16 protein-coding genes are annotated in these 14,678 nt (G+C 51.8%); 4 read left to right on the top strand and 12 right to left on the bottom strand.

Translation table 11 applies throughout. From position 1 onward, the window contains the following. Window positions 1-15 precede the first annotated feature (15 nt). Window positions 16-1,401, bottom strand: a complete 1,386-nt coding sequence (gene dcuC, locus EOS98_RS15985; protein WP_126524203.1) for an anaerobic C4-dicarboxylate transporter DcuC — start codon at window positions 1,399-1,401, stop codon at window positions 16-18. Between the two features lie 378 nt (window positions 1,402-1,779). On the opposite strand from dcuC, the gene pagP reads away from it, so the two are divergent. Together pagP and cspE are read left to right on the top strand one after the other, a co-directional pair. Then, the gene (pagP, locus tag EOS98_RS15980) at window positions 1,780-2,352 is read left to right on the top strand and encodes a lipid IV(A) palmitoyltransferase PagP (RefSeq protein ID WP_001623090.1); all 573 of its coding nucleotides are present in this window, start codon (window positions 1,780-1,782) and stop codon (window positions 2,350-2,352) included. Between the two features lie 187 nt (window positions 2,353-2,539). Then, complete coding sequence (gene cspE, locus EOS98_RS15975) at window positions 2,540-2,749, top strand: transcription antiterminator/RNA stability regulator CspE (protein WP_000034826.1); 210 nt, start codon at window positions 2,540-2,542, stop codon at window positions 2,747-2,749. A gap of 57 nt (window positions 2,750-2,806) precedes the next feature. Here the strand turns inward: cspE and crcB are convergent, their stop codons facing one another. Further along, a complete protein-coding gene (gene crcB / locus EOS98_RS15970; protein WP_000939753.1) occupies window positions 2,807-3,190 on the bottom strand; it encodes a fluoride efflux transporter CrcB in 384 nt (127 codons plus the stop codon). A gap of 90 nt (window positions 3,191-3,280) precedes the next feature. On the opposite strand from crcB, the gene EOS98_RS15965 reads away from it, so the two are divergent. Continuing rightward, window positions 3,281-4,069, top strand: a complete 789-nt coding sequence (locus EOS98_RS15965) for a deaminated glutathione amidase (protein ID WP_023206857.1) — start codon at window positions 3,281-3,283, stop codon at window positions 4,067-4,069. 128 nt (window positions 4,070-4,197) lie between these two features. Then, window positions 4,198-4,401 (top strand): twin-arginine translocase subunit TatE, encoded by a 204-nt coding sequence (gene tatE, locus EOS98_RS15960; RefSeq protein ID WP_000503938.1) that lies wholly within the window; start codon window positions 4,198-4,200, stop codon window positions 4,399-4,401. An 85-nt stretch (window positions 4,402-4,486) separates the two neighbouring features. On the opposite strand, the gene lipA is transcribed toward tatE, so the two are convergent. The 10 genes from lipA to rsfS all read right to left on the bottom strand — a co-directional run bounded on the left by lipA (window position 4,487) and on the right by rsfS (window position 14,356). Next, window positions 4,487-5,452, bottom strand: a complete 966-nt coding sequence (gene lipA / locus EOS98_RS15955) for a lipoyl synthase (RefSeq protein WP_000042640.1) — start codon at window positions 5,450-5,452, stop codon at window positions 4,487-4,489. Between the two features lie 205 nt (window positions 5,453-5,657). Then, window positions 5,658-6,611, bottom strand: coding sequence for a YbeF family transcriptional regulator (locus EOS98_RS15950; RefSeq protein ID WP_001282817.1), 954 nt, complete (start codon window positions 6,609-6,611; stop codon window positions 5,658-5,660). Between the two features lie 301 nt (window positions 6,612-6,912). Continuing rightward, a complete protein-coding gene (gene lipB, locus EOS98_RS15945) occupies window positions 6,913-7,554 on the bottom strand; it encodes a lipoyl(octanoyl) transferase LipB (RefSeq protein ID WP_000284009.1) in 642 nt (213 codons plus the stop codon). Between the two features lie 99 nt (window positions 7,555-7,653). Then, the gene (gene ybeD / locus EOS98_RS15940; protein WP_000850547.1) at window positions 7,654-7,917 is read right to left on the bottom strand and encodes a DUF493 family protein YbeD; all 264 of its coding nucleotides are present in this window, start codon (window positions 7,915-7,917) and stop codon (window positions 7,654-7,656) included. Between the two features lie 108 nt (window positions 7,918-8,025). After that, on the bottom strand, window positions 8,026-9,237 hold the full coding sequence (gene dacA / locus EOS98_RS15935) for a D-alanyl-D-alanine carboxypeptidase DacA (protein ID WP_000858711.1): 1,212 nt from the start codon (window positions 9,235-9,237) through the stop codon (window positions 8,026-8,028). A gap of 139 nt (window positions 9,238-9,376) precedes the next feature. Then, the gene (gene rlpA, locus EOS98_RS15930; protein WP_001728669.1) at window positions 9,377-10,510 is read right to left on the bottom strand and encodes an endolytic peptidoglycan transglycosylase RlpA; all 1,134 of its coding nucleotides are present in this window, start codon (window positions 10,508-10,510) and stop codon (window positions 9,377-9,379) included. A gap of 10 nt (window positions 10,511-10,520) precedes the next feature. Next, a complete protein-coding gene (gene mrdB / locus EOS98_RS15925) occupies window positions 10,521-11,633 on the bottom strand; it encodes a peptidoglycan glycosyltransferase MrdB (protein ID WP_000131713.1) in 1,113 nt (370 codons plus the stop codon). Between the two features lie 2 nt (window positions 11,634-11,635). After that, window positions 11,636-13,537, bottom strand: coding sequence for a peptidoglycan DD-transpeptidase MrdA (mrdA, locus tag EOS98_RS15920; RefSeq protein ID WP_000828700.1), 1,902 nt, complete (start codon window positions 13,535-13,537; stop codon window positions 11,636-11,638). 30 nt (window positions 13,538-13,567) lie between these two features. Continuing rightward, a complete protein-coding gene (gene rlmH, locus EOS98_RS15915) occupies window positions 13,568-14,035 on the bottom strand; it encodes a 23S rRNA (pseudouridine(1915)-N(3))-methyltransferase RlmH (protein WP_000776107.1) in 468 nt (155 codons plus the stop codon). A gap of 3 nt (window positions 14,036-14,038) precedes the next feature. Further along, on the bottom strand, window positions 14,039-14,356 hold the full coding sequence (rsfS, locus tag EOS98_RS15910; protein ID WP_001161670.1) for a ribosome silencing factor: 318 nt from the start codon (window positions 14,354-14,356) through the stop codon (window positions 14,039-14,041). Window positions 14,357-14,678: the final 322 nt, after the last annotated feature.

Here is a 14,678-nt window from a genome sequence, read left to right as displayed (position 1 = left end):
CCGGCTTACCGGCTATCAGCTGCCAGTAACGCTGGAAGAGGCGCCTGGCACCATAATTTCCGTGGCGATAATGACGATCAACAGACCGACGATGACCGGAACGGACGTGCGTTTCACCACTTCAAACGGTGATATTTTAGCCATCCCGGCGACAGCGACCACGACGCCGGAGACCGGCGAAATCGTGCGCCCCAGGTTTGAGGCTTGCAGCATTGGGATGGATAAATAGGCTGGGTTGATGCCGGAGGAGTGCGCCAGTTTAGGGATCATCTCAACAAAGGCGTAAAAAGGCGCATTGCCTGAACCGGTGGTCATCGCGGCCAGCATGGTTAAAATCACTAAGACCAGCATCAGAATAATGCTGGCGGAGCCAAAAGAAGTGGCAATCGAGATCAGACTTTGGATAAAGCCAATGGTGCTCAGCCCCTGGGCGAAAACGCCCGCCGCGACCAGCAGCATCACGACGCTGGCAAACGCATCCGCCATGCCGCGATAAGCCACTTCCAGGCCGGAAAACACATTTTGCGTGTTGAAGCCGCGCACGAATTCCAGCACGGCGGCCAGCAGCATACAGATCACCAGAATGGTAATAATGTGCAACTGCGGCCCCCATTTACCGTCAAAAATCAGTACGCCGATAATGGGCGTGAACGGCAAAAGGGCATAAAACGCCGGGGCCGTGGTGGTAATCTCCGCCACGTCCAGCATCTCATGTGAAATGTTCTCTTTTTTATCCAGATAGCGTTGCCAGAAAAAGTGTGCAATCGCCATACCGATAATGGCGGCGATGGAAATCGGCAGCGTGGTTTTGAACGCGAAATCGATTAACGGCATCTCCGCCGCCTTTGCGGCTAAAACCACATCGCCAGACGTTGGCGAGAGGATGATGGCGGCCGGAGAGGCGCAAATAGCCGCCGCCGCGCCGCGGCTAATGCCGACGTTGACCATCACCGGGAAGAGAGTAGCCATGAGCAGTACGCCAAGCCCCGTCGCGGAAGAGACGGCCAGCGACATCAGGCAGGCGACAAAATAGGCGGCAATCATCAACAGGTAGGGCGAGTTTATGTACTGTAAAGGTTTCGACGCCAGCTTCACGACCATATCATTCGCGCCGATATGCGTCATATAAGCGGCAAAGCCGCACAGCATCATGATCATCATGCCAAGATCGCCGCCGCGACTCATAAGCAAAATTTTGATGTATTCAACAATATCTGTTGCGGTATAGCCGGTACTGGTTTCGCTGGCAGGTAATACCTTATGCCCCATCAGCGCGCTGATAATAAGCAGAACCAGACCGCCGACAAATAAAACGCCAGTGGCGGAATATCCCTTAATGATGTAGCGCGCTACACCCACAATAACGACGACTCCGATAAGGAGTTCTATAACTGTTAGCATTGTTTCCCCTGTCTTATCGACACCCAGAGTAAAAATAAGAGCCACAAAAGTGGTATAAAAATGTACCGAATAAAGGATGGCGCCTTACTGATTAAAATCACGGCGCGGTTATTTTTTCATGTCATCGCTAAAGATGAAATATGCTTATACGAATTTTCTGTAGCGCTATAAGTATTAATTTATTGTTATTTTATTGTTTTATTTGTTGTGCTTTGTTTTGTGTTTTTTGTGAAAGCTTATTAAGGAGCGCGCGACGGTTCTGAGTGCTAAATCAAACGCCGTTAACCCGATACTCTCTCAGATTATTCTCTGTTTATAGTTTGTTAAGATTTTATTCAGGTTAATGTTGTTATTATCACAGTCGAATTTTTGAACGGTATGGCTGTTGTGATGATTATCAGAAAGTATTTTCTTATTATTGCTCTCCTTGTTATGCCATGGCTGGCTATTCCTTCAGTCTCTGCGGCGGATAAAGGGTGGTTTAACACGTTTACCGATAACGTCGCAGAAACGTGGCGACAGCCTGAGCATTATGATTTGTATGTCCCCGCCATTACCTGGCATGCGCGCTTTGCCTACGATAAAGAGAAAACGGATCGCTATAACGAGCGGCCGTGGGGCGTTGGTTTTGGTCAGTCGCGCTGGGACGACAAAGGCAACTGGCATGGCCTTTATATGATGGCCTTTAAAGATTCATTTAACAAATGGGAACCCATAGGCGGTTATGGCTGGGAAAAAACCTGGCGACCGCTGGAAGACGATAATTTTCGCCTTGGACTGGGCTTTACCGCAGGCGTTACCGCGCGCGACAACTGGAATTATATTCCCATCCCTGTGCTGTTGCCTTTAGCGTCGATAGGCTATGGGCCCGCTACCTTTCAGATGACCTACATTCCGGGTTCGTATAACAACGGAAACGTCTATTTCGCCTGGATGCGTTTCCAGTTTTGACGGGGAAGGGCATGCTTCAGTTGTGAATTAAAAAGTCTTAAAAAACAATAGGTAGCTAGAGTTAGCTAAAAATTAACGCGATATTTATCACTTTTTCGCAAAGTTCGACTGGACAAAATGCATCACAATTGTTGTACTGGTATCCGACACAGCATTTGTGTCTATTTTTCATGTAAAGGTAATTTTGATGTCTAAGATTAAAGGTAACGTTAAGTGGTTTAATGAATCCAAAGGATTCGGTTTCATTACTCCGGAAGATGGCAGCAAAGACGTGTTCGTACACTTCTCTGCAATCCAGACCAATGGTTTTAAAACTCTGGCTGAAGGTCAGCGCGTAGAGTTCGAAATCACTAACGGTGCCAAAGGCCCTTCCGCTGCAAACGTAACTGCTCTGTAAGCATACGTCCGACAGCAAGATTTCAAAACCCGCCCTTTCGGCGGGTTTTTTTTGCGCTTAACGCGCCGCTGCGGCGGAAAATAGCCAGAATGCCAGCGCCGTCATGGCAAACGAACCCAACAGGTTAATCAGCACATTCAGCAGCGCCCAGCCAAAGCGCCCCTCTTGCAGCAAGAATACCACTTCAGCAGAAAAAGTAGAAAAGGTCGTCAGGCCGCCGCAAAAGCCGGTCGTAATGAGCACTTTCCACATCGGATCGATATGTGTCATGCGGTTAAACCAGGCGAACCCCATGCCGATAATAAACGCGCCAAGCAAATTTGCTGTTAGCGTACCGATGGGAATCGCCTGATGAAGCGGATTAAAACGCATACTTAGCATCCACCGGGCTACGCTCCCCGTTCCACCGCCGATAAAAACTGCTAAAAGAAGCTGTAACACTGCCGAATCCTTTATTTAATTGCTATACAGGAGGAGTGTAACGCCGAACACGCATAATTGGCGAGTCCTGACAGAGGTGTGGGAGGGGATATGTTCGTTGCAGCCGGGCAGTTTGTGGTGAGTTCTGTATGGGAAAAGAATGCGCAAGTTTGCGTTTCGTTAATGGCTCAGGCGGCGTGCCGCGGCGTATCGCTTCTGGTGTTGCCTGAGGGGATATTAGCGCGAGATGACATCGACCTTGACCTGCCGATTCGCGCCGCGCAGCCGCTGGATGGCGCGTTTATGACGCGGCTTCTGGAAGAAAGCGCTCATAATAATATGACGACGATATTCACTATCCTTGTCCCGTCAACGCCTGGACGGGCGGTTAATATGCTGGTGGCGCTACGGGCGGGTCACATTGTCGCGCGTTACGCGAAGCTGCATCTCTATGATGCGTTTTCGATGCAAGAATCCCAAAGTATTGATGCCGGAACCGTTATCGCGCCTGTGCTGGACGTGGAGGGGGTTAAGGTGGGGCTTATGACCTGTTATGACCTGCGCTTTCCGGACATGGCGTTAGCGCTGGCTTTACAGGGGGCTGACGTATTGGCGCTGCCGACGGGCTGGGTTCGCGGCCCGTTGAAAGAGCAGCAGTGGTCGACGCTGCTGGCGGCGAGAGCGCTGGATACCACCTGCTATATGATTGCGGCCGGGGAGTGTGGTAATCGTAATATTGGTCAAAGTCGTATTATCGATCCGTTGGGGGTAACGATAGCCGCGGCAGCCGATCGTCCGGCGCTGATCGTCGCGGAAATATTCAGAGAACGAATAGACCAGGTGCGGGAGCAACTTCCTCTTTTGCAGCAACGACGATTTGCGCCACCGCAATTATTATGATGTTTTTTTACGCAAAGCTTGATTCACCTTGTTACAGATTGCTATTGTGTGCGCGCGTCGAAAGACCGTTAATATTCTCAGGTTAATCCGGCGCGTTACGCAGCCTGTTTTTAGTGAAGAAGGTATCTATGGGTGAGATTAGTATTACCAAACTGCTGGTGGTTGCCGCACTGGTTGTTCTGCTGTTTGGTACCAAGAAGTTACGTACGCTGGGCGGAGACCTGGGCACGGCGATTAAAGGATTCAAGAAAGCAATGAACGATGAAGACGCGGGCGTTAAGAAAGACGTCGACGGTAGCGTTCAGGCTGAAAAACTCTCGCATAAAGAGTAATAGCGCAATGCGCTTGCTCCGCAGAGTAAAAAAACCGGCGAGTTGCCGGTTTTTTTTGCCTGAAATGTAAGCGTCTATTACACGATCATTTCACTTCCATGCCTTTGGCCTGGAGATCAGCATGGTACGAAGAACGTACAAAGGGGCCACAGGCGGCATGGGTAAAGCCCATCGCCAGGGCTTCCGCTTTCATCTCGTCAAACTCTTCCGGGCTGACATAACGCTGTACCGGCAGGTGATGGCGGCTTGGCTGTAGATACTGACCAAGCGTCAGCATGGTAACGCCGTGACGGCGTAAGTCGCGCATAACCTCAATGATTTCCGCATTGGTTTCGCCTAAGCCCACCATCAGACCCGATTTTGTCGGAATTTCCGGGTGCGCTTCTTTGAAGCGTTCCAGTAATTTCAGCGACCAGTTGTAATCGGCGCCCGGACGAACCTGGCGGTAGATACGCGGCACGTTTTCCAGGTTGTGGTTAAACACATCCGGCGGCGTCGCGTTAAGGATATCCAGCGCGCGATCCATACGTCCACGGAAGTCTGGCACCAGCGTCTCTATTTTTATCTCCGGGCTTTTGGCACGGATGGCGGTGATGCAGTCAGCAAAATGCTGGGCGCCGCCGTCACGCAGATCGTCACGGTCGACAGAGGTGATGACCACATAGCGTAGCGCCATGTCGGCGATCGTTTGCGCCAGTTTCTGCGGCTCTTCCGCATCCGGCGCAACGGGGCGGCCATGGGCGACATCACAGAACGGACAGCGGCGAGTGCAAATGGCGCCAAGGATCATAAACGTAGCGGTACCGTGGTTGAAACATTCAGCCAGGTTTGGGCAAGACGCTTCCTCGCAGACAGAATGCAGGCCATTTTTGCGCATTGCGGCTTTGATGCCCTGGATACGGGTAGAATCCGCCGGAAGTTTTATTTTCATCCATTCCGGTTTACGTAGTAGAGCGTCGCGCTCTGTGACCACATTTTTAACCGGGATAAGAGCCATCTTATCGGCATCGCGGTATTTTACACCGCGTTCCATCACAATGGGTTTACTCATAGCGTGCGTGTTCCAGTTGCGAATAACGAAGGAAAGCGTTTCAATTCAAGGGAAAGTTGTATTTATCAACTATTTTTGAATTTGTGACACGCAGTATATCATTGATAAGGGCCATAAAGCAGCCTGACAGCCCGGCAAAATGTAAAATAGTTGTTGTTTTGTGCTGTTTGCCCATATCTTCCGTGACCTGGATGCAACATTTTTGTCAGAACGCCTCACGGATGATATCAATGACGTTCTCCAGCACCGGATCGCGCAGACTCAGTTTATTGTAATGCAGCGAGAACTCGACCTGTTCACTATTCACCGGCGCGTAGGGAAGGCGTTCAAGCGGCCAGCAGCGGCTAAATAAGTCGTAGAAGCGGGTGGGCATCAGTCCCAGCAGATCGCTGCTGGCGATCAGCGAGGCAATGGTAAAAATATTGTAGCTGCTAAAACTGATTTGCTGATCGGGAAATGTCTCCTGCAGTCGCTGGCGCAGGAGGGAAAGATGTTGTCCCTCCAGCATCAGAAAGGTGTGATCCGCGCTGTTCAGTCTCTCTTCAGTAATGGCGTTCGCCAGACACGGGTGATGCTGGCGGCAGACAATCTCAAGCGTATCGCTAAACAGGACGTGATGCTGGATGCTCCGGTTGTTATAGCTATGGGTATTGATAATGAGATCGGTCTGAAACTGACTAAGCTGGCTTTCGGCATCGTCTACCGGAATGTTGCGCAGCAAAAGCTGAGGATAACGCGGCCTGATGGCCTGGTAAATAATCGGCATCACTAGCGCGCCGACCGAAGGCGTCGTGCCAATTGTAATGGTGCGTTGCTTATCATAGCTGCCCGTAAGATCCAGGGCGCCAAGAATAGATTCCAGCCCCTGGCTGATGTATTCGTGCAGATGCGTAGCATACGTCGTGGGCGTTACGCCCTGGCCTTTGCGAATAAACAGCGGATCGGGAAATATAGTCCGTAATTTTTGAATGGACTGGCTGATGGCTGACGGCGTCAGGTTAAGGATTTTCGCTGCATTGACGATCCCTTTATGGACATATACGGCCTCAAAAATCGTCAACAGATTGAGGTCAATATTTCTCAGTGTTCTGAAAATTTGCGGTTTGTCTTGTAGGTGTTGATCGGCCGGTTGTCTTTCTGCCTGATTATTATCACTCACGCTCTGGCTCCGAATTCATTCGTATTATGAATAATAGATGAAATAGTATATTTTGCATTTATGAGTTGGTTTTAAAATTACTCTTATGAATGTATTTTTAGTCATTTCAATAAGATAAGTAACAGCAAGGCCGGGATTTTGTTCACGGAAAATTCCTCATCATGAGGACTGAAGAGGCCATGCCGCCTGGCGGCTACAGCAGGGATATAACGAAAATATAGAAAGCGGGGGGAGAAGTAAAGCATTCAAATCATATATGATTAATGACCCATAAATTTCTTGGGCCATTATATTTTACGCATTAAGCAGCAATATATTCATACGGTGGATTATTTAGCAGAGCTAAAATATTCGCCAGCAAGCGGGGCGCAATATTATCCGTGGTAGCGTCTTCCTTCCACTGTGTTATTTTGGCCATTTCCATGCCGGCATAACCACACGGGTTGATGCGCAGGAAAGGAGAAAGATCCATGTTAACGTTTAGCGCTAAACCATGGAATGAGCAGCCGCGACGGATACGTAAACCCAGCGAGCAGATTTTCTTTTCACCCACATAGACGCCCGGCGCATCGGCGCGCGGATGCGCCTCAATACCAATTTCAGCCAGCGTATTCACCACGGTCTGTTCAAGTAGGGTGACTAAATCACGCACGCCCAGTTTACGTCGTTTCAGGTTAAGTAAAACGTACATTACCTGTTGGCCCGGACCATGATAGGTCACCTGTCCTCCACGATCGCTCTGCACAACGGGAATATCGCCAGGCATCAATATATGTTCCGCTTTACCGGCCTGGCCCTGGGTAAACACCGGGTAATGCTCAACCAACCAGATTTCATCATGGCTGTTTTCATCGCGCATATCGGTAAAGTTATGCATGGCCTGAGAGATAGCTTCATAGGGCTGAAGGCCGAGCTGGCGGACAAGGATTTTATCCTGATACAAAACGGCATCTCCGTAGAGAATGAAAAAAGAGAGGAAAGTATATCACAGCGGGGGAGGCGGGGAGTTACCCGGATAAGACCGGGTAACCGTCTGGATGTATTACAATACCATTCGCACGATATCAATATTGCCCAGTTCTTCGTACAGCGTTTCAACCTGTTCAATATGGGTGGCATTAATGGTGATAGAGACCGAGTGGTAGTTGCCTTTGCTGCTCGGTTTTACCGTCGGAGAGTAATCACCAGGCGCATGGCGCTGTACCACTTCAACCACCTGATCAACCAGCTCAGGTAACGCCTGCCCCATTACTTTGTAAGTAAATGGCGTAGGGAATTCAAGCAGTTCGTTAAGTTTGGTTTTCATGTCAGCTCCGGCATTACGTAAAAAAAATAACAACTCCCGCCACAGGGCGGGAGTTTTACTGATGCATAGTATATGGGGACGAAAATCACACTTTCAAGCGTTCAATTTTTATCCAAACCAGTGATGGAACATTAATTTAATGTAATCAATGATTTTACCGAAGAAGTTCCCTTCCGGGATCTCTTGCAGTACGACCAGCGGACGCTGCTCGATGGTTTTACCGTCCAGCTGGAAGTTGATGGTGCCGACCACCTGGTTTTTCTGCAGCGGCGCGTGCAGTTCTGCGGTATTCAGTACATAGCTCGCTTTCAAATCTTTCATGCGACCGCGAGGGATCGTCAGGTAAACGTCTTTATCGACGCCCAGCGAGGCGCGATCGGTATTACCAAACCAGGCGGGTTCAGAGGCGAACTCTTTACCAGCCTTCAGCGGATTAACGGTTTCAAAGAAACGGAAGCCCCACGTCAGCAGTTTTTTGCTTTCTGTTTCACGGCCTTTATAGGTTCGTCCGCCCATTACGGCGGAAATCAACCGCATCTGGCCTTCGGTTGCGGAAGCGACCAGATTATAGCCCGCTTTGCTGGTATGGCCGGTTTTGATGCCGTCCACATTCAGGCTGTTATCCCACAGCAGACCGTTACGGTTTAACTGGCGAATGCCGTTAAAGGTGAACTCTTTTTCTTTATAAACGGCATATTCGTTAGGCACATCGCGAATTAACGCCTGACCAATCAGCGCCATATCGCGAGCTGAACTGTATTGTCCGTCGGCGTCCAGGCCGTGTACGGTCTGGAAGTGGGTATTTTTCAGCCCCAACGCGTTCACATAGCTGTTCATCAGTCCGACGAAAGCATCCTGGCTACCGGCGGCGAAATCAGCCATCGCCACACAGGCGTCATTACCGGATTGCAGATTGATGCCGCGTATCAACTGAGAGACCGGTACCTGCATTCCCGGTTTGAGGAACATCAGCGAGGAGCCTTTAAATACCGGATTGCCGGTGGCCCAGGCGTCATTACCGACGGTAACCAGGTCGGTTTCTTTAAATTTACCCGCTTTCATTGCCTGTCCGATGACGTAACTGGTCATCATCTTCGTCAGACTAGCCGGGTCGCGACGTTCGTCGGCGTTTTGTTCCGCCAGAACTTTGCCGGAGTTGTAGTCGATCAGGATGTAGGATTCCGCATCGATCTGCGGAACGCCCGGGATCATAGTTTTGATATTCAGGTCATCGGCATGTGCGGTTGAGATAAACGCGGCACAAAGCGCCGTGGTGAGCGCCATGCGCTGCATAAAACGAGCGGAAAAAGTGGTCTTCATGGTCTGAACTACGACGTCCGTGATGAAATTAAAAAAAGAGCCCTACTATAGCAAAAGCATAACTGGCAGGCATCTGACTTTCCGCGTGACTTTGTTAATGTCATTTACAGAAATTGACAGTACAGATACCTGCGATCGGTTACTGCGCGCTGGCGATAAAGGACTGTAATTGTGCTTCTGTTTGCAAACGTTGCTGTAACGCGCTGGCTTCGGCTTTACTGGCAAAAGGCCCCAGTTGAATACGCCAGACCGCGCCGTTTTGTATTACGCGTCCTGGTACGCTGAACTGCTGGCTTAAACGCTGTTGGTACTGCTGCGCGCGCGTTTGATCGCTGACGGCGCCGACCTGGACGACGAAACGACCGCTCGCCGCGGCGGCTGGCGCACTCACCGGGGCAGATACCGGGGCCGCGGCAGCAGGCGCGCTTACCGGCGTCGCAGTCGCTGGAGCCGTCACCGGCGCGGAAACCGGCGCTGGCTGTGGCGCCGGCGTCGGTTCATTACCCTCCAGCACGCCAGGCGCCAGCGTGGTCGGCGCGCCGAGGAAGCCGCTGCTGCTCACCGGCGCGCCGGTGGTATCGTCACTTTTCAACGTGGAATTACTGACCGGAAGAACGTCGCCTTGCGGTTGCGCAGGCGCTGAAGAGGCGCTTCCCATTCCGCCGCTTAAATCAGGGCGAGGGGGCAGAGCGTAGGTCTGTTTCGCCACCGTCGTACAGGCCATCCCCGGGCCGGAGAGCGAACCATCCGGCGCCACGATAATGGGGTCAATCCGTACTTTAGTATTATTCGAGGTATTCAGACGATCCGCCGCCGCGCGGGACAGGGAGATGACCCGATCGGTGCCATAGGGGCCGCGATCGTTAATACGCACGACGATCATGCGACCGTTGGCCAGGTTGGTGATTCGCGCATAGCTGGGGATAGGCAGTGTCGGATGGGCGGCGGTAAGCTGCATCGGATCGAACATCTCCCCGGAGGCGGTTAAATTACTGCCGGGTTCCGCATCATAAATAGCGGCCAGGCCAGCCTGGCTAAAGCGGGACGGGTCCTGAACGATTTTATAACTTTTACCGTCACGCTGATAATCCTGGTTTGCGGTCGGATTCAGAGGTTCATAACGCGGTTCCGCTCCGCTGATTTCCACAGTCGGACCATTACATACCGCAGGTTGCGGCGCGACGGTGGTTTGCTGCTGACCGCCGTCATTAGTACATGCCGCGAGTAGTACTATCCCTGCCGCGACGCAGATTACAGGCAACTGCTTACGCATTGCGCACCCCTTATACGCTTTTCGACAACATTTTTCTGTGGGTGTGGATCGACATCACAATCCCGAACCCGGCCATCAGCACAATCAGTGCGGAGCCCCCGTAGCTGACCAGGGGTAAAGGTACTCCAACCACAGGCAGAATACCGCTCACCATACCAATATTTACGAAGACATAAACGAATAATATTAACATTAATCCGCCAGCCATCACGCGACCAAATGTAGTTTGCGCTCTGGCGGCAATCCACAAGCCGCGCATTATTAGCAAAATATAGAGCGCGAGCAGAATCAGGATGCCCACCAGACCGAGCTCTTCCGCCAGTACCGCGAAGATAAAGTCGGTATGGCGTTCGGGTAAAAACTCCAGCTGCGACTGGGTGCCGTGGAGCCAGCCTTTACCGCGCAGGCCGCCTGAGCCAATGGCGATTTTAGACTGAATAATATGATAGCCCGCGCCCAGCGGATCGGTCTCCGGATCAAGGAGCATCATGACGCGCTGGCGTTGGTAATCGTGCATCAGGAAAAACCACAAAATAGGAATAAATGCAGCGATCAATACAATGGCGACCCCAATTAAGCGCCAGCTCAGACCAGACAAAAATAGGACAAAGAGACCGGAAAGGGCGACCAGAATAGACGTCCCCAGGTCCGGCTGGGCGGCGACCAGCAGGGTAGGCATAAAGATTAATACCAGGGCGATGGCGGTATTTTTCAGCGAGGGCGGGCAGACGTCGCGGTTAATAAAGCGGGCGACCATCAGCGGCACGGCGATTTTGGCTATTTCCGAAGGCTGAAAGCGAACGATTCCCAGATCGAGCCAGCGCTGCGCGCCTTTGGATATTGCGCCGAAGGCATCAACGGCGACCAGCAAAATGATACAAATGATATAGAGATAGGGCGCCCAGCCTTCATACACGCGCGGCGGGATCTGCGCCATCACCACCATGACCACCAGCCCCATCGCAATCTGACCGATTTTACGCTCCATCATGCCGATGTCCTGGCCGCTGGCGCTCCAGATGACCAACGCGCTATAAACCAGTAACGCCAGCAGAATAAGTAACATCGTGGGATCGATATGAATTTTATCCCAGAAGGTTTTTTTGTTCGGATTATCCGTCATGATTATTGGTCCTCCGCCGCTGCAACCACCGGGTTTTCCGCAGGCAAATGGGTGTTGTTGTCGCCCAGCATGATGTGATCAAGGATTTGGCGCATGATTGTGCCTACTGCCGGGCCTGCGCCGCCGTTTTCAAGGATGATCGCGACGGCGACCTGGGGATTGTTATACGGCGCAAAGGCGGTCATCAATTTATGGTCGCGCAGGCGCTCGGCGATTTTATGCGCATTGTACGTTTCGTTGGCCTTCAGGCCAAAGACCTGCGCGGTGCCCGACTTCGCCGCGATTTTATAGGGCGCGCTGGCAAAATATTTATGCGCCGTGCCGTTAGGGCGGTTGGCGACGCCATACATGCCATCTTTCGCAATTTCCCAGTAGCCGGAGTGAATATCGCCCACCGGCGGCTCATGCGGCTGTACCCACGGCACCTGTTTACCGTTTTCCGCGGTGCTCATTAACAGGTGCGGGACTTTAACTACACCGTCGTTAATAAGGATCATCAGCGCCTTACTCATCTGAATCGGCGTCGCTGTCCAGTAACCCTGGCCGATGCCCACCGGAATCGTATCGCCCTGATACCACGGTTTTTTAAAGCGTTTCTGTTTCCACTCGCGGGTCGGCATATTACCAGAGCGCTCTTCTGCGAGATCAATTCCGGTATAGTGACCATAGCCGAACTTACCCATCCATTCTGACAGGCGATCGATCCCCATGTCATAGGCCACCTGATAGAAGAAGGTATCCGCCGACTCTTCAAGGGATTTGGTGATATTCAGATGCCCGTGGCCCCATTTTTTCCAGTCGCGGTAGCGTTTCTCAGACCCCGGCAACTGCCACCAGCCTGGGTCGAAAAGACTGGTGTTACGGGTGATGACGCCAGCGCTTAACGCCGATACGGCGACGTAAGGCTTAACGGTAGAAGCGGGTGGGTAGACACCCTGAGTCGCGCGGTTCACTAATGGCGTGTTCGGGTCGTTAAGCAGCCCGGAGTAATCTTTGCTGGAGATGCCATCCACGAAAAGGTTAGGGTCGTAACTTGGCATGGAGACCAGCGATAGCACGCCGCCGGTACGCGGATCGGTGACAATCACCGCCGCGCGACTGCCTGCCAGCAGCGTTTCAATATACTGCTGGAGCTTGAGATCCAGCGTCAGGTAGATATCGTGTCCGGCCTGCGGCGGCACCTCTTTGAGTTGGCGAATAACGCGACCGCGGTTGTTGACTTCAACCTCTTCATAACCGGTTTGCCCATGCAGAATATCTTCATAGTAGCGCTCAATGCCCAGCTTGCCGATGTCATGGGTGGCGGCGTAGTTCGCCAGTTTGTTTTCTCTGTCGAGACGCTCGACGTCTTTATCATTGATTTTCGATACGTAGCCGATAACGTGGGTCAGCGCCGATCCGTATGGATAATAGCGGCGTTTATAGCCTTTGACTTCGACGCCCGGAAAACGGTACTGGTTGACAGCAAAGCGCGCGACCTGAACTTCCGTCAGGTTTGTTTTCACCGGAATAGAAGTAAAGCGATGGGATCGGGCGCGCTCTTTTTTAAAGGCGGCGATATCGTCGTCGTTTAAATCGACCACACTGCGTAGCGCATCCAGCGTTTGCTGAACGTTATCCACCTTTTCCGGCATCATTTCAATCTGATAGATAGTGCGGTTCAGCGCAAGGGGAATGCCGTTACGGTCGTAGATTATCCCGCGGCTTGGCGCAATTGGCACCAGCTTGATACGGTTTTCGTTCGAGCGGGTCTGGTAATCGGTAAAACGGAGAATTTGCAGATTATACAAATTGGCGATCAGTACGCCGGTCAGCAGCAAAATACCCAAAAAGGCGACCAGCGCCCGACGCACAAACAGTGCGGACTCAGCCGTATAGTCACGAAAAGAATTTTGTCGTTTCATCCGCTGCTTAATCTTCTCAAGACTTCACGATCACTCACGGTGATAAGGGTGGTTGGTTGTGATGCTCCACGCCCGGTACAAACTCTCCGCGACCAGAACCCGAACCAGCGGGTGAGGGAGCGTTAACGCCGAGAGCGACCAGCTCTGTTCCGCTGCCGCTTTGCAGGCGGGAGATAATCCTTCCGGGCCGCCAATCAGCAAACTGACGTCGCGCCCGTCCTGTTTCCAGCGCTCCAGCTCATTGGCTAACTGCGGCGTATCCCACGGCTTGCCTGGAATATCCAGGGTAACAATGCGATTCTTACCGGCGGCGGCCAGCATCTGCTCGCCCTCTTTGTCGAGAATGCGTTTGATATCCGCGTTCTTGCCGCGTTTGCCCGCAGGGATTTCGATCAGCTCAAAGGGCATATCTTTCGGAAAACGACGCAGATATTCCGTAAATCCCGTTTGAACCCAGTCGGGCATCTTCGTGCCGACAGCGACAAGTTGCAGCTTCACGCATTAACTCCAGAGTTTTTCCAGTTCATACAGGCGGCGACTTTCTTCCTGCATGACATGCACAATCACATCGCCCAGATCGACGACAATCCAGTCAGCCGCATTTTCGCCTTCGACGCCCAATGGCAGCATACCGGCCGCGCGCGACGACTGCACCACGTGGTCGGCAATAGACATAACGTGACGGCTGGAGGTGCCGGTACAAATAATCATACAGTCGGTGATACTGGATTTACCCTGAACATCTAAGGCGATGATGTCCTGACCTTTCAGGTCATCAATTTTGTCGATAACAAAATCCTGGAGTGCTTTACCCTGCAAGTTTTCCCCCTGGGTGAATAATTGCGTTATAACGATAGAAAAAAGGCCAACAGGCTGGACCGGTAAGGCGTTGCGAGTTAACGCTAACCTTCCGGCGGGACGCCGTGTAGTATACCTGAATTAGCAGCGATACCGGGACTTATGTCGCCGGATCGGCGTTTAAAACCAGATTATCATCCCATCCCACGTCACAGAAAGCATCGCCATTTTTGTAAAACAATTTCTGCAAAGCTCTGCAAGGTGAAAAAAGCCTGGCTGCGGAGAATAACAGCCTGTCGGGGGCTGTCAATGGGCGAAACCGCTGCGGCGAGAAAAAACGGAA

This window comes from Salmonella sp. SSDFZ69 (assembly GCF_004010755.1).
GTDB lineage: Bacteria > Pseudomonadota > Gammaproteobacteria > Enterobacterales > Enterobacteriaceae > Salmonella > Salmonella enterica.
This window is presented reverse-complemented; position numbering and strand designations above follow the sequence as displayed.